This is a genomic window from Parabacteroides sp. D25 (genome assembly GCF_000307475.1).
Classification (GTDB): domain Bacteria; phylum Bacteroidota; class Bacteroidia; order Bacteroidales; family Tannerellaceae; genus Parabacteroides; species Parabacteroides distasonis.
In genome coordinates this window covers 15791-37883 of the sequence record NZ_JH976509.1, presented here as the reverse complement: position 1 = coordinate 37883, position 22093 = coordinate 15791, and the positions used below count along the sequence as shown (strand labels likewise).

Below are 22093 nucleotides of genomic sequence, written 5' to 3'. Positions count from 1 at the left end.
GTTATTTTTTGATTATTTTCTTAACTTGTGTAAGGATATCATTCCCTACCAGCTCTTTTACTGTTATTTTAATTTGCTCTTTGATTTGCTGTCCCTTAGGGGGTGGCACGATGTTCCTAAACCTATCGAGTGCCACGCTCTCGTCGGCACTGTTTGTAAAGACTTCCAGCATAATTGGCTTGTCAGATGTGGTTACAATCCATTTGGGATATACCTCCATGAAGTCTTCTTTGCTCGAAGCCGACAAATACTCAAAACCCAAGTTCTCGACAAAATCTTTCACCAGTTTCCTTGATTGCTTTCCGAAGTGTCCACCGGCAGCCATGTAAAGGTTAGCTTCCTCCCCCCAATAAGATGCGGGGTGGTCATAATTGCGAAACTCTGTCCCACACCCGTTGTTTATGAGGAGAATTCTCATGTTGTTGTCCATATGGCGGTTCCCCAACACATTCAGGTCGTAGAAGAAAGCCAAATCGCCGGTTACTATAAATGTGGTTTTGTCAGGACAGGCAATAGCTGCACCTAATGCCGTTGACAAGGGACCATCAATACCAAAACCACCCACGTTGCACGAAGTAGTTATAGAACTGTGTATGTCAAAGAAGTTCCACGCCCTCAAGCTATTGAGAATACTGAAATACAGTAGGCTACCTTCTGGCATTTTGTCATGGAGAGTATTGGCTATCCAAATGTTTGAGAACGGTATTTCAGGTATCCGGGAAAACATGGTTTTATATTCAAGGCTACATTCATTATATAATGTGTTTACACTGCTGCCTTTGGCAATGCCTTCCATGAACTGCTCTACCGACATTTCGAACACATACTCAAGATTTCTGAAACGGTCGCGCATCTCCCCGTCTTCGCTAATGCGCCAAGTGCGGGGACTCTTCAACTTTGAATAGGAATACACATCAGCGCTCACTTCGCCGATATGGATTATGAGATCTACATCGAATATGGATGAATTGTAATGGAATTGGCACCCAAGCAATGCCGAGTTGAAGGAATATTTGCCATTATAATTGCTCGTATGGTCAGCAAATACCACGGCGTTGTACTCACTGCAAAATTTATCAATAAGATCGGTCTCTTTTTGAGAAAAATGACGGTGCGAACCAATGACTATGGCTATCTTCCCATTCGGAATCGAGGGTATGCTTGCAACCGAAGTAATACGCTTGATGACCCTGCACGGAGGCAATTCCTCGCAAGCAAAATTACCACTGTGCATCGTTTCAAGATTTATATGGACTGGTCCGCCACCATGCCTGAAAAGTTCTGAAACGGCTTTGTTAATTTCCACATTGTTGTGCCATTCATCATCCGGACATTTTGTTTCTTTGATATTGGCACTGTAACGAACAATGTCGTTGGGAGTAACGCTTCTGTCTATCACCTGCGGATGAAGGTGCCCAATTAGATACTCTCCATGCGAGCCGGTTATGGCCAGTACGGGCAGTTTCCGATAGTATGCTTCGGTCAGTCCAGGCATATAATCCCTCGAAGCTGTGGCACCTGTGCACGATATCACCACAGCTTCACCCGACTCTTGCGACAATCCGCAGGCTATATAAGCTGCCGACCGCTCATCTACCGAGGAATACATTTCGAAACACGGGTCGCTTTGCGCACTGGCCACGAATGCCATGTTTGTCGTTCCCGGCGAAACCACAATTTTCTTTATCCCATAAGCTTTTAAAACCGACAATACCATTTGGGTGCTGCGGTCTGTCGTGTAATGCGTATTCATATATAATTATCTCATTTTCTCCCTCCTTCAAAGAGGAGAGCAGTTACATTATTCCTTTTGACTATCAAATGAAAGCAATAGCATGTGGCCACAGTAAGAATTATGGTAGCGAAATAGAATGTTATGGTAAGCAAGTCGCCCACATTCTGTTTCCCTACCATGAAAAGCAAAACAGATGATATACGACCGTTTATCAGGCTGTGCATAGCAAATATCACAAAACTTGAAGCTCCCAATCTCTTTAATGTTTCGCTGACTCGAACGTTACGCTCTGCCATGAGGTAAGCCAGTCTAAAGTAAAATGCCATTGATGTAAGAATCCATGTTATGTTGAGGATATCCCCCCAAATTCCATCGATGACATTCCCCATTACCAACAACCTGCATACGAAGAAAACAGCAGCAAGAACCACCACAATGTTCATGGGTATTTTCCCGAACGAGGTAGGCTTCTTGATCGACAGGTAACTGCCCAGACTGAACCACAACAAGGCTGTGCCTGAGAGTCCTGGGCACAAAGACTCATTGTCAATGAAAGATAGCCAAACCAACATTACGACTATGAACCAAATTCCGATTCGCTTTATTATCCAGTAAATGAAAGGGCTGAAAAGCATCACAACGAACAAGTCACGCAAAAACCACAATGGCCCGTCCCAAGGTCCTGCCCAGCTTCCCCATTCCATCCTCTGACTCCAAAATCCCAATAATTTTTCAGTCAACGTGGCATCAATAAAGCGACTTGGATAGGATAACGCTCCCAAGATGTTCCAAATGAAAAATGGCAATAACAGTATCTTGCATTTTCTCAGCATCTTGGCCTTATACTGCGCCCACGTAAACCCGTCATCCTGACGCAAGAAAAACAGATAGCCGCTTATAACAAAAAACATGGGCACCGCACAATCGGTCAGTACTATCGAACAAATATTTATAATCCACTCAACAAATACCCCCCCCATTTGCTTGGTAATGCGTTGATATTTAACGAGTTAAAGAAGTAACAATGGATTGCTACCACCATAATAGCCATCGGAAGTCGCAGGTTGTCAATGGCTTTTGATATCGAGTTCTTGTCTAGCATAATACAATTTTATTCTTTTCTCTTCAATACCTTGTCGCCGACTGGGAATAAGTCTTTCTGGGCTGTAAAGTATGGGAAATATTTTTTGAATATCCATATAGTAACCGGTGCCAATGCCATGGTCACTAAAAACATAACCCATACGCTGTTGGAATACTGTTTTACCACACCAAAGAAGAAACTTTGTGTTCCAAGAATAATTAGTGAATATCGGCCACAATAGGACACAAATAGTAGCTTATTAACAGCCACTGCAAGAAGCCATATTACCATTATTCCGCTCAACGATGCAATGTATATAAGAGGCAGATTAGGGAGCTGCAATTCTTTGAAGCTCACTTCGGGCTGAGCCGTTAATAAGCATATCGCCAAAAATAATACTACTCCAACAATGGTTTTCCATATCGGGAATTTCATCGATAGGATGTTGTGGTTACGAAGGAACTCAGCCACATAGAAATATGGCAAAGCCATAAATGCCATCGGTATGTTCAACAGCCATATCCATTGATTCAATGTATTGTTTTCCAAATGCTTGTTCCCAGCTTCTGTTCCCATATATGCGAGTAATGCGACTGCCAGCGTAACCATCAATTTCACCACTTCTGGCCATGAATGCGAAATTAGATGAAATGCGTAATACAACAGATAGGTTAGGAACAACGCTCTTAAAAACCACAGCGTGCCATTCATAGGTTCTATAACAAGGCGTAACGGAATATATGCCTTGAGTGTTTTGTGGAATCGTTTCGGGCCAAATCACAAACAGCAATGCGTATGGGAAAATTGCAAAAAACACATACGGGACAATCAGCTTATTTACCTTACGAACAACGAAATCGCTGAAACTCATATATTCTTTAAAAAAAATTCCTGACAAGAAAAAATACAGCGACATCCTTATGTTTATGAGTGCCATGTTTATTTCAAATCCTAAAGGCAAATAGTGTGGAATACATACTCCACAGTGGGTTGCTACCACCAGTGTGATACATATCCCTTTCATTAAATCGACATACTCAAGTCTTTTCTTTGAATTTGCGATATTTTGGCATACTTTTTGCTCCACACACATTAGGGTCTAATCTGCTATTCTTCTGCGAATTTTCCATGTGAAATAATTTATTTTCATCATCCTAAATTGTCAAAGAGTGCCTTCCACATCCCTGCAATCTTTTCCTGCGAAAAACGTTGCGATGATGCAATAGCTTGCCTTGCCATACGTTGCCGTGTGACATCATCCTGCATCAAGTTTAACACACAGCGCACATATCCATCAACATCGCCTTCGGCTATTATCTCGCCATCCACGCCATCGGTGATTATGTCCCGCAACGAGGCGTAGGTGTCGAAAGCTATTGGCACCACGCCCATCTGCTGCGCCTCGGTGAGCGTCAATCCCCACGCTTCGCTCCGCGAAGTCATCATGAAGATTGAAGCTTCCTTATAGTAAGGTATCGGATCCTGCCTCCCTTCAAGGGTAACAGCCGGAATATCCTCATTCTTGATTATATTCTCACATAGCTCGTAGTCCCCACCATGACCTACAATCTTCATCACCCAACCATCTGCCACAGGATTTTGCTTGACCTTCTTCCAAATGCGTAATGCCAATGATAGTCTTTTCTGTGTTTCGTCAAGACGAGAAACTATTAGTACCACCTTATGCTTGGTCAAATCCTCATAGTGTGCGGATAAATTAAAAGAAAGTCCATTAGGGATAATAGTGAATTTCGAAGTATCTTGAAGTTTGGCAAATTCACTGTACGGTTTAATAAAGCCTTTACTAAGCAGCACTACCCTGTGAGCACATTCATAAGCCGCACGGTATTGAGCCGAAAGTACTTTTTCTCGGTTCATCGCTGTGCGTGGATAAGTGACAATCCATTTCATCCATCGCATAAAGTCTATGACGGATTTGGGGCGATAATGAATCAAACTGCCGAAATGTCCAAACACAAGTTCCCATCTTGGCTCAAAATGATGGGCGAATATTATCTTGCACTTTGTCCCTTCTGCGGCAGTCTTAAAACGTGAAACATGAATGAAGGCTCCCTGTATGATGACGAAATCAATATCATTCTCCACGATTATTTTTCTAAGTGCCTTTTTGTTAATTTCGGCATCACGCTGCGCCGACCATTGGAATTCGGCTACGATGCAATTTTCCTTTGGGGTGTCGGCAATCCGTTCATAGATAGAGAAGCATCGAACTCCGTAAAGTTGAGCCAGTGCTTCTGCCATAGTGATAGTGGTGCGCTCTGTCCCTCCACTTGTCGAGTTTAATTTCCCACAAGTTTGGTATAGTATATTCATATATGTTTGCTTTTATTTGTGGTGTAATGATTACACAACCGACAAATTAATTATCCGTCTAAGCTATTTTCCCAATGAGTCTTTTAAGAATCTAAGTGAATGTTCTCTATTTTCAGCGACACTCTTATTTGCATTATTCCAATCTATTACCCCATCTAACTTTTCACAGTCTTTGGTGGAATATACTATCCTATCTGTAAGTCGATATGAAGAAAGAAGCGACTCGATACGTGACAGTCCACGCTTTGCATTTCCAAATACAGCAAATGGTTTATTGAAAATAATAGAAAAAACACAAGCGTGAAACGAATCAGTCAGTACGAAATTAGCATCGTAAAACCCTTTCAACCAAGTTTCTACCGAAGGTTGGATACATTCTTCAACTGGGTGAAACCCAGGGGTCTCATATTTGGAATTTACACTGAAAGGGGGCAATCCCAAAGTATTCGCAAAGTAGCTTATCATCTTCTCATTCTCCTCGCGTTGGTCAAGCAGATAAACAAGCAATCCATTTTGGTGGGGTTTTATATCTTTCCCCTCAAACAAATTGCAATAATCGTCTCTATCAAGCAATAAAGTAGGGTCAACGACATGAACAGCTTCTACTCCAAAATGTTTTTTACATAACGAGACACCAGATGCTTCTCTTACTGACACTGCATCAAATTTTTGTAGTAATCTTCGACATTCTGTCGTTTCTAATGGGCTATATTCCCATTCTTCTGTTCCGAAAGATGCAGCATAGCTAATCCGTCTTACGTTCCATCCCTCCGCAAAACTCAAATACTCGCGATAAATGTCGGGCATATATAACCTACGCCAAACTTGGTCGCTACCCACTATAAACGCATCAAAATCATTAGGATTCAACGCGTTGAAGTCGTTCACTTCAATCTTTTTTATATGCGTGTCGATAAAAGGCTGCAAGTTTTGCATCATTATAGGGTAAAGCCTATTGTACCTCCATTCTTTGAAAATATATACTTGCAAATGGAGTATATAGCGGTAATATAAGCGTTTAAGCACATCCTTTAGAAAGGTCGTCTTGTTAACCTTCATCACGTGGGGAACATCCAAAGTGAGTGGTTCATGTCCCAAACGCCTTAATACGGTCTGCAATGCATAGTTCTGTAGCAGCCCTCCATAATTGAAACGTAATGGATGCGTAAGTATTCCGATTTTCATCGTTGGAAATGTGAAATTAGTATGAGAAAAAGTCCGTTGGTCAATTCCGCAGGACCAAAGAAATGAGAATAGTTGTTTAAATCATACGTATCACCACTACATTTCATTACCAACCCTTCTTGAGTGATATGAGGTTTGATAAAATCGAGAGGCCGTTGTACGTTAGGAATGCGGCTCTGTTTGTAAATTTCAATCATTAGTGCAGTTGAGGAGTCAAATTGTTTGCTCGACAATGGGAATTGAGAGTAATTCAACAATTCAATGCTCTTGTCAAGAAGAGGGTCATCCAAGTGTGGCATATAAGCAGCCGCAAGTAAATACCAGCCTATACCTCTTCCCCAATTAGCACTGCCAACTTTTATATGGGTTTCTTTATTATAGCCATGCGTAGGAATGCCCGTTGCGATATCACATCCCCATTTCTTAAATTCGTTCAAGTTATCGTTCGCCATCATCAAAGCTGTTGAGTCCTGCGTTGCATGAAAGTATTCCATCAAGAATGGGCATATCATTCCAACACCATCGCTGAATTGGTTTGCACTTTCCGCACGGTATGAAATAAGATTGCTTCCATTGATTCTTTTTTCGTTCAAGTAATCGAAAACAGAACGAGCAACATCGAGAAATTCTTTATTTCGGGATATTTTATATAGGTTGATATACATAATACCAATAGGGACTTGGTCAACTTCGGTAAGTTCATATTCCAACTTTCCATTTGAAGAGAATTCATTGGACTTCAACAACAGAAAATCTATAACTTCTTTATCATTGCAATTCAAAGCGTAATATGACAATCCAGCATAGAGATATGCCATCGCATAATTATTTTGGCGTTGCTCCTTATTACCCCCCCGTTTGTTAAAAATAGTTTAACATCAGGTACTAAGCCTAAGCTGGGATGTCGAGTCTCAAACTTGCTACCATCCATTTTCAAAGACGCTTCAACAACAGCATTGATTACCACACTATCAATGGTGTTGGATTTAAAATATTGTGTCGGAAATATCTTCTCCTTGAACCTGTCGTAATATCCACCTATATATGGCAGGAAACAAGTAATATTCAGTATCACTGAAGCAATCAACATTAGAACAAGGACTTTTGACCTCTTCATTGTTTATATCTTTTAAAATTTGAAATACTCTCTCATCTTGCCGATGATTTGTAAGCGAATGCTTTTGGGTATGCCTATTGTGAAAATAATGATAACAGACGTTGTAAAGCTTACGAATCCAACCGCTAAAAACTCTCTCCAACCGGCATCATTGATAAAAAAAGTGTGCGTAATGTACGGTATAAAAAAACATAGGATAGCTATTGCTGCACCCAAAAGAATAACCTTCTTTATGTAGGATAATATCGGGAATTTACAATATCTGTAGAGTAGAACCAGACGGATTGGAATAGCAATTACCCAAGGGATAATGTTGACACAAAGCACAATTTCAGGAGAAGCTCCCGAACGCAAAAGAAAATACGTCACGGGTAATATCATCAATAATAATGAACCTACCAATATATTCATCAGTTTGATATTGCCAGTAGCATGGAGGGCACGGATAGTAGGAGTACCGAGAGTTTGCACCCACGATTGTATAAGAATGATGCGTAAAAATAATGGCGCATAGGGCGGATACTCGCCCAACCACAACTCAAGCAAAAACTCTACTTCAATAAATACGGGGATACCGATAATCAAAAGCAAGTAAGATGCCATCTTGGCCGTGTTTATAACCAGCGAGAACATTTCCTTAAGTTGATTCTGTGCATAAGTTTTGACTATTTGTGGATTGGATGCCATCATGAAATTGTTCACAAATCCCATGACAATGTTGTTGACTGTCGTTGCTATTCCATATGCTGCATTGACAATAGTTCCACAAAACATATTAATAACAATGTTCACGCCTTGTAATTGACCTATTGAAGCCAAACTACCGACCACATCCCAAGCCGAAAATGAAAACATACGCTTGAAAACGTTCTTGTCCAACCCCCACACGAATCGACATTCATCGTAATGTTTTCTGCAATACCAATTGTAAATAATAGCTGATGAAATGTTGACCAGTAAAATAAGTGAGGCATAGAATATGAGTTTGTCAAATGGTGCAAATGTCAATAAAAAGACAATAACAAGTTTCATCACTGCATCATATATGCTCATATAGGCATATATGTCGAACTTCTCATGAGCTACCAATGCCGCCATAAACGGCACCTGGATGATGCTTACCATGCAGGCTATGATGGAGAATTGATAAACCCAAATTGCCGCATTTAGTCGTCCTGGCTCAAAATTCATCTTATTCAGCAGAAACCATAACCCTACGGTTTCGGCAAGAAACAATATTAATAATGCCAAGAAAGTATATATGACAATAGCTGTCGAAAATATTTTCTTTAATTGAACAATGTTGCCTCGCCCCAATTCAAATGTCAAGAAACGCTGTGTACCAGCATTCAACGATCCATTGATGAAAGTAAACATCGTTACGATGCCGCCTACTACACTGTATAAGCCATAATCCGATATTCCTAATTCCGCAAGAACCACACGGGACGTGTACAGTCCTATGGCCATTGTCAATAGCATCCTGACATACAGCAGCAGTGTATTTTTGGCTATGCGCTTATTGGTTGATTCACTCGGCATGGTTGCAGTATTTTTCAAATATATCTTGTGGCAAACGTTTTAATTGAGCTTGCTGTTGTACCTATCAAGTATGCCATAGCAAACGACAAGCACATGCCCACAGCTAAAGCCGCCATAGGAGGCATGGCAAAATGTTCTGAAATCACTGTAAATATATATTGATGGCACAAATATATTTCAAGTAAATATTTTCCTATTCGATTAATAATGAATAATATATGAGATTTCTTCATAAGAAAGGCAATAAGAGCGAATAACGGAATCAGTAGTAACACATTAAACATATCCAATATGAAACGTCCGTTATCGGGAATAACTGACCTGTCCGGTAGCAATATCGCCAACTTTGTGAAGAAATCATGACTCGTTGGGTCACTATTGGCTAATATTGTATAGTGGAACACGCCCACATTGGCCAATGTGGCCAATACTCCCAATAAAACCACTTTGTAGATTCCAAATCTCAACAGCCTAATAGCTATGAACATTCCAAATACGAACACAGAAAACCGTTTCACAACCCAACGCCCATATTTTATCAAATATGGAGCATCGGCATCATATTGCCAAAAACAAATTGTTATATATGTGGCAATAATTATTGCTAAAAATGCAATCCCCCCCGTTTGTCTATTATTTTGTAAATAGCAGGGGCAAGCAGGTAGTAAACAACTATGGCATATATGTACCAATGTGACAGAGAAAACAAGTCCAAAAAGAAGTCTTGCATAGGAGGCATCGTGGGAATATAACTCAATGCAATCTTGCATAAATCGAACAGAATACAAGCTGGTATAAGCCTGATTACCCTATTTTTGTAATACTGTCCTAACGAGTTTTTCGCAAGCGAATGCGCAATACCAAAGCCTGATATGAACAAAAACACCTCTACACCTATGTATCCTAACATTCGCACCCATTCAAAGAAAATACCGTTGGTAATCCAATTTTGATGGTATAGCATAATGGAAACCATTGATATTCCCATTGCCGATATGCGATATTTCGATATTAATGTGTTAAAGGGGTATTTTTCATTCATCGCTAGTCATCTATTGTATTTGCATTTTCCAAAACAAATTAATGCATCCTTTGGGGACATGTTAGAATTGTGCGTCGAAGCCTTCTGACAGCACAAAATATGTTTTTAGATTCAGACTATCCATGGACTTCATAAAGAGGAAACTCTTCTATATTTCGTAATCCCCTTTCACTCAAATTCTATACAATGAACTTCCTGCAGCAAGGGGTTGAATATGGCATACTGTTGTTTAATACCTTATGATTTTTTGTTCTTGCAAATAAGTTTTTCATTTTTGAAAAAGCGGTACTGTGAAGTCCTTTTTCAAAATACTTAACAATATCATTTATGTAATTGCAAATGTACTTCAATTCAGTCTTCGTATCAACGGAGATGTCAGCTTTATCACATAAACTTAAGAATGAGGCAAGACTTTGCCGTAACGTACTCCTATATGAAGTTTCTTTAGCTTGCTCAATGGCAAATAATTTAGTTAGATCATCATATTTTATATTCATACTTCTTACGCAATAAATTATTTATAAACAAATTGCTCTGTTCAATGTATTCAATCGATGCAAATCTGTACCAGTATAGTCGTACATTCTTAACTTTTGGAGCATTAAAGCCTTTTTCTTAACTTCTTTACCATACAAACATAGAAGCGAAAATTGATTAAGCTGAAACTGAACATTTATAGATTTCAACTGTTGGTAATCACTCTCGTTCATATACAGATAACGTTCCGGATGAGCTAATATAGGATAATAACCTTTTGCTTTGATACGGAGCAGGATATTCTGCAAGTCCATCGGGGGATTGAAGTAACTTGTTTCCACCAACAGGTGTTTGCCAGCTTTACCAATAGGCAGTAGGTCGTTCTTATTCAATCGCTCTTCAAATAGGTTGTCCAGCATATTCTCAGAAGCAAGATTCAATGCTATATTACCTTGGTATGCGCTTTGTAATTCAACGAAACGTGCCCTCAAATGTTGGGTCGTATTTGGCATATCCTCCATAATGTGCGGAGTGAGCCATACTTCCTTTACTCCCAGTCGTTCGTATTCCCCTAAAATTTGCAGAGCTTCATCCATCGTCTGTACGCCGTCATCCACATCGGGGAGGATATGGCAATGCCAGTCGGTGAAGCCACGGAAAAATCCACTTTCTTTCAAAGTCTGTTTTTTACGGAACGGCCACATGATTACTTGGAGCTACTGCCGTAATAAGAACCGCTTCCATAACCGTATCGGTAGCCATACCGATAACCGTATCTTCCGCCGGCTCCTTCTGTCCCATTGAGGATTACAGACATATTCTTGTATTTCTTCTCTCGATAGATGTTTTCCAACTCCGGAAGCATGCTACGCTCCAGCAAGCCTGCACGTACCACAAAAACGGTACGGTCGGCCAGTTTCTCTATGATTTGAGTATCGGCCACCAATTCAACCGGTGGGCAGTCTATCAATACAACATCATATTGCTGCTTTAAAGTATGGATTGCGTCCTGTAGACGGTCGTCGAACAACAGTTCGGTCGGGTTGGGGGGAATGGTGCCGACGGGGATAAAACTGAATGAAGGGTGTTGCTTGTCCGTAACAATTATATCCGAAAGTTTGTCGACCTGTCCTCCTAAATAATTGCTCAGACCAACCTCCGGCGAATGGATATAGGCTGAGGCAGAGGCGTGGCGAAGGTCGCCGTCGATAACCAATACTTTTTTATTTTTGATGGCAAGACTCATGGCTATGTTCATGGTCAAAAACGATTTTCCACTTCCCGGATTGAACGAGGTGACTACAATCACATTAGAGGATTGGTCTTTGCCAATCATGAACTCCAGATTGGTACGCAAGACACGAAAAGCCTCATTCATGATGTCACGGTTTCCTTCTTTAACCACAATGGTATGTGCCTCATGTGATTTTACTCTTTTCTTACCACGTATAGACAAAGGAATCTCTCCGATAAAAGGAACGCTCAAGCCTTCTAGGTCTTTTCTTCCACGAACACGGGTATTCATGTTTTCACGCATGAACACAATGACTACCGGTATCAATATACCCAAGGCAAAAGCCACCAGGAAAATGTTCTTCTTTACGGGAGCGGTAGGAATCATGCTTCCTCCAGGCTTTGTTATAATACGGGTATTGTAGGCCGTAAATGCCTGAGAAAGCTCGTTCTCCTCACGTTTTTGTAACAGATATAGGTAAAGTGACTCCTTCACCTTTTGTTGGCGTTCCACGCTAAGCAGGTATTTGGACTGCTTCGGGTTGGAGGCAATCTGCGAGGTTGCCTGTCCCCCAATGGCCTCCAAACTTCTGATTTGTGCACGCAAAGCTACCATTTGGTTGTCAATGGAAGTGATCAAAGCGCTTCGCATATCATCCAACGACTTGTCCATTTCCCTGACTAAGGGGTTCTTGACACTACTGTGAGACACCAAGCTATTGCGCTCCAATAACTTGGTATTATATTCATTCAGTTGTGTGGCAAGGCTTGCATTTTCAATGCCGGAATTGGCAGGGAGTAACTGATGTTTATTGTTTTCATTGGTCAAATAGTTCTTTATGTATCGGGCCATATATGCCTGGTTGTTCAATTCACGAATTGCAGCATTGGCTTCATTGGCTTGAGTCATATACATATTTGCCGCCGCCTGTACATCCGGCAGCAAATGCTCACTTTTGAAAGAAGATATATCATCATCCACATTGCCAAGCTCACCCTCAATCACACCCAAACGCTCATTGATGAACATGGATGTACTAACCGCTATCTGATTCTTGTCCCTTACCCAGTTCTCATTGTAAACGGATATAAGGGTATTGAGCACATCTTCCGCCCGTTGGGTGGACACATCCTGGAAAGACAACGTGATGATATTGGACTTCTCATCGTTCTGGGATATATTCAAGCGAGCAGAACAGCCAGCTGATGCCGCAGACAAAGACTGGCGGGTTACATAAATTGTGCTTACCGTTTTATCTGAATAGGCAGCCGATGGAATAACGACAATAGGGCCTAGGGGGCTTTGAATACTGTCATTCAAATTGCCTTTCACAAAACCATCATTTTCTATTTCTGTTCCATTCCGTGTAAAAGAGGATAATTCCACTGCACCATCCTTTGCCAGATGCAGTTCGAAAGTTGCGGATTCATTCTCGGAAAGATTAGGAATCACCACCTGGACAGGAAGTTGGTTTCCATACACAGTCTGTTTATGAAAACGTCCGTCTGTCTGATAATTCATTTCCAAATGCAATCGAGACACCACTTCACGCATGATGTCGGGAGACTTCAAAGTTCCCATCTCGTTATAGACATTGGTGTTGGTCGTAAACAGTCCCAAATCGGAAAAAGACTCCATATCCGTAGAAGAAGATTTCCCTTTGGAATCGTCTTTAATCAAAATAGAGGCAGTCCTGACATATACCGATGGGGTTCTCAACAGATAAAAGGTCGCAACCCCCAAACATAAGGCCAATGAAATGGCAAACCAGTGCCATTTGTTGAGACAGAGGTAAAATAAATCCTGTATGGTAATGAAATCCTGCGTATTTTGTACTGTTGATTTATTCTGAATAGTAGCCATTTCTCTTTTTTATTTAGCGATAAGTACAGCGATGGAGGTCAATAAAGAAGCCAGGGAAATCCAGAAAGAGGTGCTGCGCACATTGTTCCCGTTTACGGTAGACTGACGGGCTTTGGTAGCATTAGGCTCCACATATACCACATCATTCTGTTGCAGATAATAAGCAGGCGAAGTGTAAAGATGCTCGGCAGAGCAAAGATTGACTCCATAAACCCGTTGTTTTCCTTCTTCTTGACGCAACACCAATACCTTTTCCCGCTTTCCGTAGATAGTGAGGTCTCCCGCCTGGCTTAAGGCATCCAGGATTGTAAGGTTATCCTTGTCGATACTAAAACGGCCGGGATTGTTCACTTCACCCATTACGGCTACGCTGAGATTCATATATTCCACCGTAACGACAGGGTCTTTAATCAAATCATGCGACTGTAGCTCTTTCTTAATATAGGCAGCCACCTCTTCACGGGTCATACCGGCTATGTGAATTTCTCCCAACACGGGAAAGTCAATGTTCCCTTTGGAATCTACCGTATAACCGGACACACCACGATTAGAACCGGAAGAGCCCTCCATGCCGATCTGTTGAGAAACAATCGGCAAGTTAAACAGGTTGGTTAGGCGCAAATCCTGGCTGTTGACTAAAATAGACAATTTGTCTTTCGGCTGAATCTTAATCTCTACCGGATCAGTAAGTGCCAATTCACTTTCGCCCGGACGTAAATCTTGAAAATAAACGACTTCTTTTGAAGTTGAGCAAGCTCCTAAAAACAGGAGTAATATTGCCCCAATTAAATTTTTGCAAAAATTCATATTGATATAAAACTATAGTTTCGAATGAGCTATATGGATTCTACGGGTTAACCATAGATTACCCAAGGTCCATATAAAGATGTCCAGTACTAAAAGTAAGGTTACATTTATATAACGTGAAAGCAAAATATTGCACAGGGTAAAACAGACGGATATAAGCACAATGGTAATCATGGCTGTACGCTGCTTCATACCAATGGCAAGCATTTTGTGATGGATATGGTTCTTATCTGGCAAAAAGGGATTCTTTCCGTTTCGCACACGGTGCAAATAAACCCGTACCACATCAAAACAGGGAATGATAAGCGGTGAATAGGCTAAAAAGAAAGCATTAGGCTGTTGCATAGAGGGATTTACCGGAAACCCGTTAAGCAGTTTCAGACTTAAAATGCAAGTCATCATACCAATCGTCAAGCTGCCGGTATCACCCATGAATATTTTGTTCTTTTTGGCAGGATCTCCAAATACGTTATAATAGAAAAAGGGGACGAGCACTCCAAGTGTCGCAAAAGCGAGCAGGGCATAAATGTATTCGCCTATTATAAAAAACACCAATCCATAAAAAAGCATAGCCACTCCACACAATCCGGAAGCCAATCCGTCTATCCCATCTATCAGATTGATGGCATTGATAATAAATACCACGGCGAATAAGGTAATGGGGTATCCAATCCATTCAAGAAGAGCGTGAATAAACAGCAAACCGTGCAGGTTATTGATCCACAGCCCGCCTGCAATGACCAGTAATCCGCAAATAATCTGTATGGCGAACTTGGCACGGTAACGGATACCAATCAGGTCATCAGCCATACCAACCAGATAAAGCATCATAATGGTACAGAAGCCGAATGCCAACGGGCGGCTTTCACTGCCGATATTACCAAGAAGCTGACCGTATCCCAACAACATATTGAGTCCCAAAGCAAGTGCCACCGAGAAAAAGACAACCGGCTTGAAGGCTATCCCTCCTAAACGGGGTACTACTCCCTGATGGATCTTCCGTTCATCAGGCACATCAAACAGACGCTTACGAAATGATATCAACAAGATTTGTGGAATCAAGACGCCGGCACAAAATACGCTCAAGGCGAATACAAACAAGGAGTTGACAACCCAAAAGGCACTGGAATTGTCCATTACATTTGAAATAACAGTCATAAATATCGTATCAGGCAAATTGAATATACTCAGGAAGAACCTCCACACCAACAGCGAGATAACCCTTTAATTCGACAAGCAAGCGTTTTATCTTGCTGCCTCGTATTTTAAGCAAACAGCCCTCATATCCATTGAGAGCGCCTCCTATAATCCGAATTTTATGTCCGCACATCTGAGGGGTTATTTCTTCCGGCAAATAATATTTGGGTGAATCGGAACTGCTGACGGCTTGTATGAATCTGTCCATTTCCAAATCAGACACAGTCATAGGCTCCCGGAACGTATTCCGCAACCAACGGTATTGAAGCGTTTTGGTTCTTTCCACAATGGAGTCCAAATGCTGACGGGAATCATAAACAAAGAGCAAATCTTGAATGACCGGAACTTTCTCACGCACCTTTTTGCCCTTTTGCAAAATGATTTGCCACTTCAAGGGGACAAACACCTTTACTCCTGCTTCTTGCAGTTGTTTGTATGCCGGCTTTTTAGCATTACACCGTTTTAAATCACGCATGACATACCATTGTGCGTATTCAGTATTTCCCATTGATATACTTTAGTTCAGGCAAATATCACCAATCCTGCACGATTATTCTATTTGTTAATAATCAGGCAGTTACAAAATACTTTCCAAAAGTAGGAATCTTTTATTCCTTTAATCATCCCTTGCATCGCTATTCTAAAAGGCAAGTGTTCACTTATACTAAAACATACTACTCTTCTTAAGAGAAGTACATCTTTTAGTTATAAAGCGATAATAACTTGATAAACAAAGTCATGTTAGAGGATATATGGGGATGATTGTTTTTCATTTTACGCATTATGTTGAAGATTCTTAAAAATAAGTAGTAAAAAAAGTTCGCTTTATGCCTTGATTTTTAGATTTTTTCGTACTTTTGCAAACGAAATATACTTCTCTTAAGAAGATAAAGTGACTATCGCTACTCTTTCAAGTTCATTATATAGATGTACTTCTCTTAAGAAGATATGTACCTTTTTCGGTATTTATTTATATAGACATCAAAATGAGACTATTTGCCTTGTCTACAATAGATGTGTCTAAAGAGGCAAGATAAATTCGGGTGGTTTGCTCCGAATCATGTCCCAGTGCCTCACTGATGACAGGCAAAGAAACATTTTTACTTTGAGCGATGCTGGCCCAAGCATGGCGGGCAACATAGGTGGTAAGTGGAATACCCAGACCCATTTGTTTGCCAATGTGTTTCAGATTTCTGTTGATACGGTGCGCTTCATTTTGGTATTGATGCCATTCGTCCACACCATTGTTCTGAATAATTGGTAGCAGGTAGGAAGTTTCAGAGGTATTGTATTTATCAATAAGTTCCTGCATGGGCTTTTCCCATTTGATAAACAATTGCTGACCGGTTTTTTTTCTCCGATAGGTCAGGATTCCATTCTGGAGGTCTTTCTTTTTCAGGAATGCCATATCCACAAAGGACATTCCACGTGTATAAAAACTGAACATAAAGATGTCTCTGGCAAAAATGAGAGACTTCTTATTAAGATCCAAATCCCGTATTCTTCGAATCACGCTGAGGGAAACCGCCCGTTTCTTCGTTTTGTCTATGCCGGTATAGACATGCTTGAAGGGATTTCGTTGAACAACAAGCCCTTCATTCACGGCCCGGTTATAAATGGCCCTGAGGTTACGCATATAATACGAACAGCTATTCGGGCAGATGCCATTCCCTTTGAGCCAGCTTTCATAAGCTATCATCTGATTGGAATCCATTTCATCCAACGGGACATCTCCACGGTTATTCAAGTAACGTTCAAAACTGTTCAAGGCACACTGATAGGTACCAGCTGTGCGTACCTTACCTATCTGCCTCAATTCTACCAGCAGTTCTTTTCCATATAAAAGGAAAGTGCAATTCCCTTCAGGAGCAGTGTAAAGTTCTATTATACGGTCCACAGTGAAAGGGCTGTCTTCCTGATTCAATCGGTTGATGCATTTCTTTATTCGGAAAAGGTCTTTATCAATTTGATTTTTTAATGCGGCAAGATAGCTTTTTCGGCCTTCTCCACTTCCTGCCGAGACATTGATTTCACCGGAAGCAGAAATCCACTCACTTGGAAACAGTTTGTAACCGGTGCGGATATGCCGTACTTTACAATGATGAATTATTTGATAATGAACCGTTCCCTCTTTAAGGATAACGGATGAAGGACTGAATTTTACTTTTACACTAGTCATAAACAATCAATTATTAGTTTAACATATGGAATAAAAACAGGAAGTAATTCAAAAAACTTCAAGCTGTTATGTATATCTCCAGCTAAACTATTCTTGATTGATAAAAGACGCTTTAATTATTTTTATCTAAAGCATTGTATTGAGTAATATGACATAATAAGTAGATGTTGAAAATTAGTTTATACTATTCTTAAGAATTAGTTATACTTAAAATCACGTTATTGCACCGCATCTGCTCGCCCTGCACTCAGTCACATAGCTGAGTACAGAACAAGCAGCTACAGTACAATAACGAAATTTTAATGTATAACTAATTTCCAACATCTACTTATGATAAAGTAAAAGACCGCGTTCTGTATATTACGTGAAGACTTGAAACGGAGTGTCAGAGCCAATGCAAAGAATATCTTGCCATATAGAAAATGGAAAACTCAAAATGGAGAGGCTGTTTCCTGAACTCTTTCCATTCAAGCGAAAGAATTTATAACTGTTGACCTGTCTATATGATTATCGGGTTCACTTTCATCGTGTCCAGGTTCAGGTACAATCCGTTATGCTCGATCACTCCGTTTCGGAACATCTTCCATAGGATGCCGCATCCGAGTTGTGCCAGTGTGGAGTTAATAAACAGGTCCTGTCTTTCCAACGCTTCAGCCAGCGAACAACTCGGGCCGGAATCGGTTTCCTTCACTCTCGCGTATTTCACCATGCGGGTGATGACTTTTAGCGAATTGACGGTTTCATAAAGTTTGGACGCCGGCTGTTTGATTTTCTTCGGTACGGTACCCAGCACGACTTGCCCCGTGGTCTGCGTGTTTCCGAAATCCATCCAGTACAAGGGGGTCTCGTAAGTGCAGTATGTCGGTTGCGGCAAAGCCCTCAACAGATTCCACAAGTCGATCCGTGACTTGATGTTATCGGTACAGGTAATCGTGATATTGGCCAGGTTGTCCCGTCTGGTATCCTTCAATACTGCCGGATAGATGTCCGCTTGCGCCTTCCAGTCATTCCCGAAAAAGTTGTTTATCCGGGTGACGAGGCATTGTGCCTTGTTCTGTCCCAGGTCGGACGGTCCGAAAAGCTGGCGACCGATGTTGGCTTCCGTCACGGTGTCGGGGTCATACAGTGTAACGAACAGTCCCGGGTGTCCGAGTCCCCTCAGAGCTGTGTCAAGACGTGCCAGGCAGGTGAGTACCTGCGACCCGGTTCCTCCCGCTCCGATCAGGTTTACCGTTACCGGATGCTGCGGACTCATCAGGTAACTGTCGGTATAATGTACTCTTTTCATGTCAGTATGTCTTTAAGTTTCATATTGTTCAACGGTTTCAACTCTTTGAGGTCGAATGGTTTGTTCCTGGCCGCTTTCGTTACTAGCACAAGGTTCGACCGGGTCGGATTTCCGTTGCCTCCCAAGTGCGAAAACTCCGTCAGCCAGAATTTCTTTTCCCAGTATTGCAGCAGGCTTTCGTATGTCAGGTTCTTTGGCAAGTCTATATTGGCAGAGCCCAGGCATACGCTGGAGCCGGTCACGTTGAAGAACGGCGCGACATATAGCAGCGTATCCTTGCCGGGCATGTCATCCTTGTAAGCATATATCCTCATCCCATGTTCCCCCGCCTCGTAAATCACTCCCGGCAGGTTGTATTCCGCATTTTCTATTTTGAGGTCGGAGCTGAAGAACATCATCCGCTTATGCGGGGGATTGTACCATACATACCGCTCGCTGCCCTTGCGTGAATCGCAATAGATCAGGTTGGACGGTACTTTTCCGTAAGGCGTGCTGCTATGCCTTTCCGAATATCCCTTTACAAGCTCGTTCATGAATTCCTGCGTTATAGGCCTGCCTTCCGCCATGTTTCCACGATCGTTTATGTCCCGTATCTCCAGAAAAAAATTCTTGTCATCCTCTGAGGCGTAGGCTATCAGTGCCGCCTTGGGGATAAGCTGGGTCTTCAAAGTTCTTGTAAGTTCGTTTGTCTCCATCATAGTGTTCAAATTATTATGTTGATGAATTTGTCCGCCCATTTGAAAAAGCGTTCCGGGTAGTCATCCATGCGGAACAGCTCTCCCGTTTCGGGAGACAGGGCGAGTGTCGTGACCGGTATGATGTCGTAGGTCTCCCTACTGTGGGAATTGTAACAATTCACGAGATAGTCCGTCACCATATCGTAACTGTCATAGATTACACGTATCTGTTGGTAGAGGTACATGGGGTGGAACTCCGGTTCCTCCTCATAAAAAGGATCGTAGCAGTATTCCATGATGCCGCGTTTCGGTGACAGGAATTGTAACCCCTCCTTCATGGCGGAAACCAGCGATCGTTCGTAGTCGTTCCGGGCTTTATACCTGTCAAGTGCCTTCGGCAGGTTCTTGTAGTAGCACTTGCGTTCCACCCTTTGGAGCAGCCTCTTTATTCTGCCGTTCTCGTAGGAGTGCAGGAGCCTCAGCCGTTTTTTCCTTTCCTCCGGGACCTCTTCCGGTACTTCCTCTGAAATCCAGGTCAGAACATATTCCGTGTCGTCCTCGTCTAGAACGGTCTGTATTCCGTTTGCCTTCATCAATTCATGGATGAACGTGATGGAGATACGCCTCAATTCCGGTCCGAGAGCCTCCACGAATTTCATCGGGAAATAATACAGTGTCAGTTTTCCCCAATGATGGGCTTTCCAGAGCTTGAACAGCAACCGTCCGTCTTGCTCTTCAATATTGACGTTCAGCCCCTCACCGACAAGGTCATCCATCTCCTCGTGCAGCCTTGCGATCCCTTCCCCGAATGTCCGGCCCGGGGTATGTACCGCCTCCTTCTCCATCAGATAGGCATATCTGAAGAAGGAGTCACGCAGAAATCCGTAGTTCTCCCGCGTGATGAGATTATGCCTTTTCCCGTCGGAATCTTCCACGACAAGACTCGGTAAAGGTTTTGGCTGAAACGTGGCGTTCAGAAAAGAGGAACGGCACCCCCCGGTGCCGTAATCCTTTCTTTCCTGTCCGTACCGTAACGGATATTGCGTACGGTCTGTCCGATGATGAGCCTTGCAAGCCGTTCCACCTGCTGTTCGTCCAATGGTACACATGATTTCTTCTGTTTTTTATTGTCCTTTCCCATTACTTTTATCCTTTTGTCCCGATGGTAGTTTTGAATTCATACACCGCCTTGTCTTCCTTGATGACCGGCCCGTGCACCGTCGCCGTGGTCAGTTCCGGATAGAAGTTCGAGTAGTAGTTCATGACCATTTCGGGGCTGTCCGACGTGTTCGGGTCATCGAGTGTGACCATCCCGTTGCCTTTCTTGAATGTGAATGAACGTGTCATTCCCTTGATTTCTAATGCCATAATATTAAATGCTTTGATAATGTGAAACATTGGGTTCTAACATGGATTGCGGAAAATCGGGATATTCCTCATAATCTTCCGGGCGGTAGGTAGGGATTTCCTGTCCCCTCTGATAGTACGGATAGAGGTCTTCGGGATTTTGCTCCTGTTCCTGCCGGTATGAAATCTGTTGTTCCGCGTATGCAGGCTGTGGAGGGAGCTGGCGGCTCATCGGCCGTTGTCCGGCGTATTGCGGCTGTGGGGGAGCCTGATGCGGTGCCGGCCTTTGCGCAGGCTGCTGTGGCGGCCACATTGTCTGCTGCTGCCCGTCAGGAATTTGTCCGCCCGCCGGTCCTGATGCCTGGGATTGCGGTGGACAGTGCGGTGCAGGCTGCAACTGTTGTGCCGTTGCTGCCGGTGGTTGTGACCGAAGCTGTTGCGGCGCAGGCGGTTCTTCCATCAGCTCGAACAGGCTTCCCCGGTTCATGGCCTTTTTCTGCTGCTCAAGCATCTCGTCAATCTTCTTCTGGTCCTGCGGCTTGGCATAAAGTCGGGCCTGTCCGAGAGCCGTCACTGCATCCTTATGGTTTCCCGCGGCAATCAGTTCCTCAGCTTTCTTGAGATGCTTCTCGTACTTCTCCCGTTTCTCTTTCTCCTCTTTCGTCTCCTTGGCCTTTGCATCCTTCGCCGCCTTGCTCTCGGAAGCGGCCTTTTCCGTCTGTGCCTCGAACTGCGCCATGTTGGTGATCAGTCCCGTAGCTTTCTGCACCGGCCGGGCGACGGCTTGCAGGAATCCGGTATCCAGTTCCTGCGGAACTCCCTTGAGGGTCAACGGGATAATGTGGTTCTGGGCTTCGTCTTTCAGCCCGTTTGACTTCGGCAGTACGGATACCGCCATTTGTCCGTTCGCTTTACGGATGACGAGTGTCAGGTCGACTCCTTCTGTCATCATCTGGTTGATTGCTGTAAAAAACATAATTATATG

General features: G+C 42.5%; 20 protein-coding genes and 1 pseudogene. All 21 read right to left on the bottom strand.

Going from position 1 to position 22093, the window contains the following annotated elements:
* Position 1: 1 nt before the first annotated feature.
* Positions 2–1753, bottom strand: a complete 1752-nt coding sequence (locus tag HMPREF0999_RS19620) for a thiamine pyrophosphate-binding protein (protein WP_009276726.1) — start codon at positions 1751–1753, stop codon at positions 2–4.
* A gap of 11 nt (positions 1754–1764) precedes the next feature.
* Positions 1765–2646, bottom strand: a complete 882-nt coding sequence (locus HMPREF0999_RS19615) for an acyltransferase family protein (protein WP_229055972.1) — start codon at positions 2644–2646, stop codon at positions 1765–1767.
* Between the two features lie 200 nt (positions 2647–2846).
* Positions 2847–3530 (bottom strand): acyltransferase family protein, encoded by a 684-nt coding sequence (locus HMPREF0999_RS23030; RefSeq protein WP_009276723.1) that lies wholly within the window; start codon positions 3528–3530, stop codon positions 2847–2849.
* Positions 3531–3585: 55 nt separating this feature from the next.
* Positions 3586–3912: pseudogene (locus HMPREF0999_RS23185) on the bottom strand (acyltransferase family protein); the annotation flags it as partial.
* Positions 3913–3968: 56 nt separating this feature from the next.
* A complete protein-coding gene (locus HMPREF0999_RS19600) occupies positions 3969–5153 on the bottom strand; it encodes a glycosyltransferase (RefSeq protein WP_009276722.1) in 1185 nt (394 codons plus the stop codon).
* A 63-nt stretch (positions 5154–5216) separates the two neighbouring features.
* Complete coding sequence (locus tag HMPREF0999_RS19595) at positions 5217–6338, bottom strand: polysaccharide pyruvyl transferase family protein (protein WP_007844541.1); 1122 nt, start codon at positions 6336–6338, stop codon at positions 5217–5219.
* A complete protein-coding gene (locus tag HMPREF0999_RS19590) occupies positions 6335–7156 on the bottom strand; it encodes a glycoside hydrolase family 88 protein (protein ID WP_007844539.1) in 822 nt (273 codons plus the stop codon). The genes HMPREF0999_RS19595 and HMPREF0999_RS19590 overlap by 4 nt, the downstream gene beginning before the upstream one ends.
* Before the next feature lie 311 nt (positions 7157–7467).
* A complete protein-coding gene (locus HMPREF0999_RS19580; RefSeq protein ID WP_007844535.1) occupies positions 7468–8997 on the bottom strand; it encodes a hypothetical protein in 1530 nt (509 codons plus the stop codon).
* Positions 8998–9011: 14 nt separating this feature from the next.
* Positions 9012–9464 (bottom strand): hypothetical protein, encoded by a 453-nt coding sequence (locus HMPREF0999_RS19575; RefSeq protein ID WP_232306324.1) that lies wholly within the window; start codon positions 9462–9464, stop codon positions 9012–9014.
* Between the two features lie 137 nt (positions 9465–9601).
* Positions 9602–9961 carry an acyltransferase family protein gene (locus HMPREF0999_RS19570; protein ID WP_229055469.1) on the bottom strand — a complete coding sequence of 120 codons (360 nt, stop codon included), beginning with the start codon at positions 9959–9961 and terminating at the stop codon, positions 9602–9604.
* 596 nt (positions 9962–10557) lie between these two features.
* Entirely contained in the window at positions 10558–11220 is a 663-nt protein-coding gene (locus HMPREF0999_RS19560) for a tyrosine-protein phosphatase (protein ID WP_009276717.1), read from the bottom strand.
* 2 nt (positions 11221–11222) lie between these two features.
* Positions 11223–13613, bottom strand: coding sequence for a GumC family protein (locus HMPREF0999_RS19555; protein ID WP_009276716.1), 2391 nt, complete (start codon positions 13611–13613; stop codon positions 11223–11225).
* Positions 13614–13622: 9 nt separating this feature from the next.
* On the bottom strand, positions 13623–14420 hold the full coding sequence (locus HMPREF0999_RS19550) for a polysaccharide biosynthesis/export family protein (protein ID WP_009276715.1): 798 nt from the start codon (positions 14418–14420) through the stop codon (positions 13623–13625).
* 12 nt (positions 14421–14432) lie between these two features.
* Positions 14433–15578: an MraY family glycosyltransferase gene (locus tag HMPREF0999_RS19545; protein WP_048926863.1), complete on the bottom strand. Its 1146-nt coding sequence runs from the start codon at positions 15576–15578 to the stop codon at positions 14433–14435.
* 10 nt (positions 15579–15588) lie between these two features.
* A complete protein-coding gene (locus HMPREF0999_RS19540; protein WP_009276713.1) occupies positions 15589–16125 on the bottom strand; it encodes a UpxY family transcription antiterminator in 537 nt (178 codons plus the stop codon).
* Positions 16126–16587: 462 nt separating this feature from the next.
* The gene (locus HMPREF0999_RS19535) at positions 16588–17796 is read right to left on the bottom strand and encodes a tyrosine-type recombinase/integrase (protein WP_009276712.1); all 1209 of its coding nucleotides are present in this window, start codon (positions 17794–17796) and stop codon (positions 16588–16590) included.
* Between the two features lie 499 nt (positions 17797–18295).
* On the bottom strand, positions 18296–19084 hold the full coding sequence (locus HMPREF0999_RS19530; protein ID WP_005644258.1) for a PRTRC system ThiF family protein: 789 nt from the start codon (positions 19082–19084) through the stop codon (positions 18296–18298).
* Positions 19081–19782 (bottom strand): prokaryotic E2 ligase family D protein, encoded by a 702-nt coding sequence (locus HMPREF0999_RS19525; protein ID WP_005644259.1) that lies wholly within the window; start codon positions 19780–19782, stop codon positions 19081–19083. The genes HMPREF0999_RS19530 and HMPREF0999_RS19525 overlap by 4 nt, the downstream gene beginning before the upstream one ends.
* A 5-nt stretch (positions 19783–19787) precedes the next feature.
* The gene (locus tag HMPREF0999_RS19520; protein WP_005644261.1) at positions 19788–20870 is read right to left on the bottom strand and encodes a hypothetical protein; all 1083 of its coding nucleotides are present in this window, start codon (positions 20868–20870) and stop codon (positions 19788–19790) included.
* 37 nt (positions 20871–20907) lie between these two features.
* On the bottom strand, positions 20908–21129 hold the full coding sequence (locus HMPREF0999_RS19515) for a PRTRC system protein C (protein WP_005644262.1): 222 nt from the start codon (positions 21127–21129) through the stop codon (positions 20908–20910).
* A 4-nt stretch (positions 21130–21133) separates the two neighbouring features.
* A complete protein-coding gene (locus HMPREF0999_RS19510; protein WP_009276710.1) occupies positions 21134–22084 on the bottom strand; it encodes a PRTRC system protein E in 951 nt (316 codons plus the stop codon).
* Positions 22085–22093 lie beyond the last annotated feature (9 nt).

What these genes read in the sequence shown, in the direction of transcription:
- HMPREF0999_RS19620 (WP_009276726.1), bottom strand. Translation starts at nt 1,753, where the DNA reads ATGAATACGCATTACACGACAGACCGCAGCACCCAAATGGTATTGTCG.
- HMPREF0999_RS19615 (WP_229055972.1), bottom strand. Translation starts at nt 2,646, where the DNA reads ATGTTTTTTGTTATAAGCGGCTATCTGTTTTTCTTGCGTCAGGATGAC.
- HMPREF0999_RS23030 (WP_009276723.1), bottom strand. Translation starts at nt 3,530, where the DNA reads ATGAATGGCACGCTGTGGTTTTTAAGAGCGTTGTTCCTAACCTATCTG.
- HMPREF0999_RS19600 (WP_009276722.1), bottom strand. Translation starts at nt 5,153, where the DNA reads ATGAATATACTATACCAAACTTGTGGGAAATTAAACTCGACAAGTGGA.
- HMPREF0999_RS19595 (WP_007844541.1), bottom strand. Translation starts at nt 6,338, where the DNA reads ATGAAAATCGGAATACTTACGCATCCATTACGTTTCAATTATGGAGGG.
- HMPREF0999_RS19590 (WP_007844539.1), bottom strand. Translation starts at nt 7,156, where the DNA reads ATGGCATATCTCTATGCTGGATTGTCATATTACGCTTTGAATTGCAAT.
- HMPREF0999_RS19580 (WP_007844535.1), bottom strand. Translation starts at nt 8,997, where the DNA reads ATGCCGAGTGAATCAACCAATAAGCGCATAGCCAAAAATACACTGCTG.
- HMPREF0999_RS19570 (WP_229055469.1), bottom strand. Translation starts at nt 9,961, where the DNA reads ATGCTATACCATCAAAATTGGATTACCAACGGTATTTTCTTTGAATGG.
- HMPREF0999_RS19560 (WP_009276717.1), bottom strand. Translation starts at nt 11,220, where the DNA reads ATGTGGCCGTTCCGTAAAAAACAGACTTTGAAAGAAAGTGGATTTTTC.
- HMPREF0999_RS19555 (WP_009276716.1), bottom strand. Translation starts at nt 13,613, where the DNA reads ATGGCTACTATTCAGAATAAATCAACAGTACAAAATACGCAGGATTTC.
- HMPREF0999_RS19550 (WP_009276715.1), bottom strand. Translation starts at nt 14,420, where the DNA reads ATGAATTTTTGCAAAAATTTAATTGGGGCAATATTACTCCTGTTTTTA.
- HMPREF0999_RS19545 (WP_048926863.1), bottom strand. Translation starts at nt 15,578, where the DNA reads ATGACTGTTATTTCAAATGTAATGGACAATTCCAGTGCCTTTTGGGTT.
- HMPREF0999_RS19540 (WP_009276713.1), bottom strand. Translation starts at nt 16,125, where the DNA reads ATGGGAAATACTGAATACGCACAATGGTATGTCATGCGTGATTTAAAA.
- HMPREF0999_RS19535 (WP_009276712.1), bottom strand. Translation starts at nt 17,796, where the DNA reads ATGACTAGTGTAAAAGTAAAATTCAGTCCTTCATCCGTTATCCTTAAA.
- HMPREF0999_RS19530 (WP_005644258.1), bottom strand. Translation starts at nt 19,084, where the DNA reads ATGAAAAGAGTACATTATACCGACAGTTACCTGATGAGTCCGCAGCAT.
- HMPREF0999_RS19525 (WP_005644259.1), bottom strand. Translation starts at nt 19,782, where the DNA reads ATGATGGAGACAAACGAACTTACAAGAACTTTGAAGACCCAGCTTATC.
- HMPREF0999_RS19520 (WP_005644261.1), bottom strand. Translation starts at nt 20,870, where the DNA reads ATGTGTACCATTGGACGAACAGCAGGTGGAACGGCTTGCAAGGCTCAT.
- HMPREF0999_RS19515 (WP_005644262.1), bottom strand. Translation starts at nt 21,129, where the DNA reads ATGGCATTAGAAATCAAGGGAATGACACGTTCATTCACATTCAAGAAA.
- HMPREF0999_RS19510 (WP_009276710.1), bottom strand. Translation starts at nt 22,084, where the DNA reads ATGTTTTTTACAGCAATCAACCAGATGATGACAGAAGGAGTCGACCTG.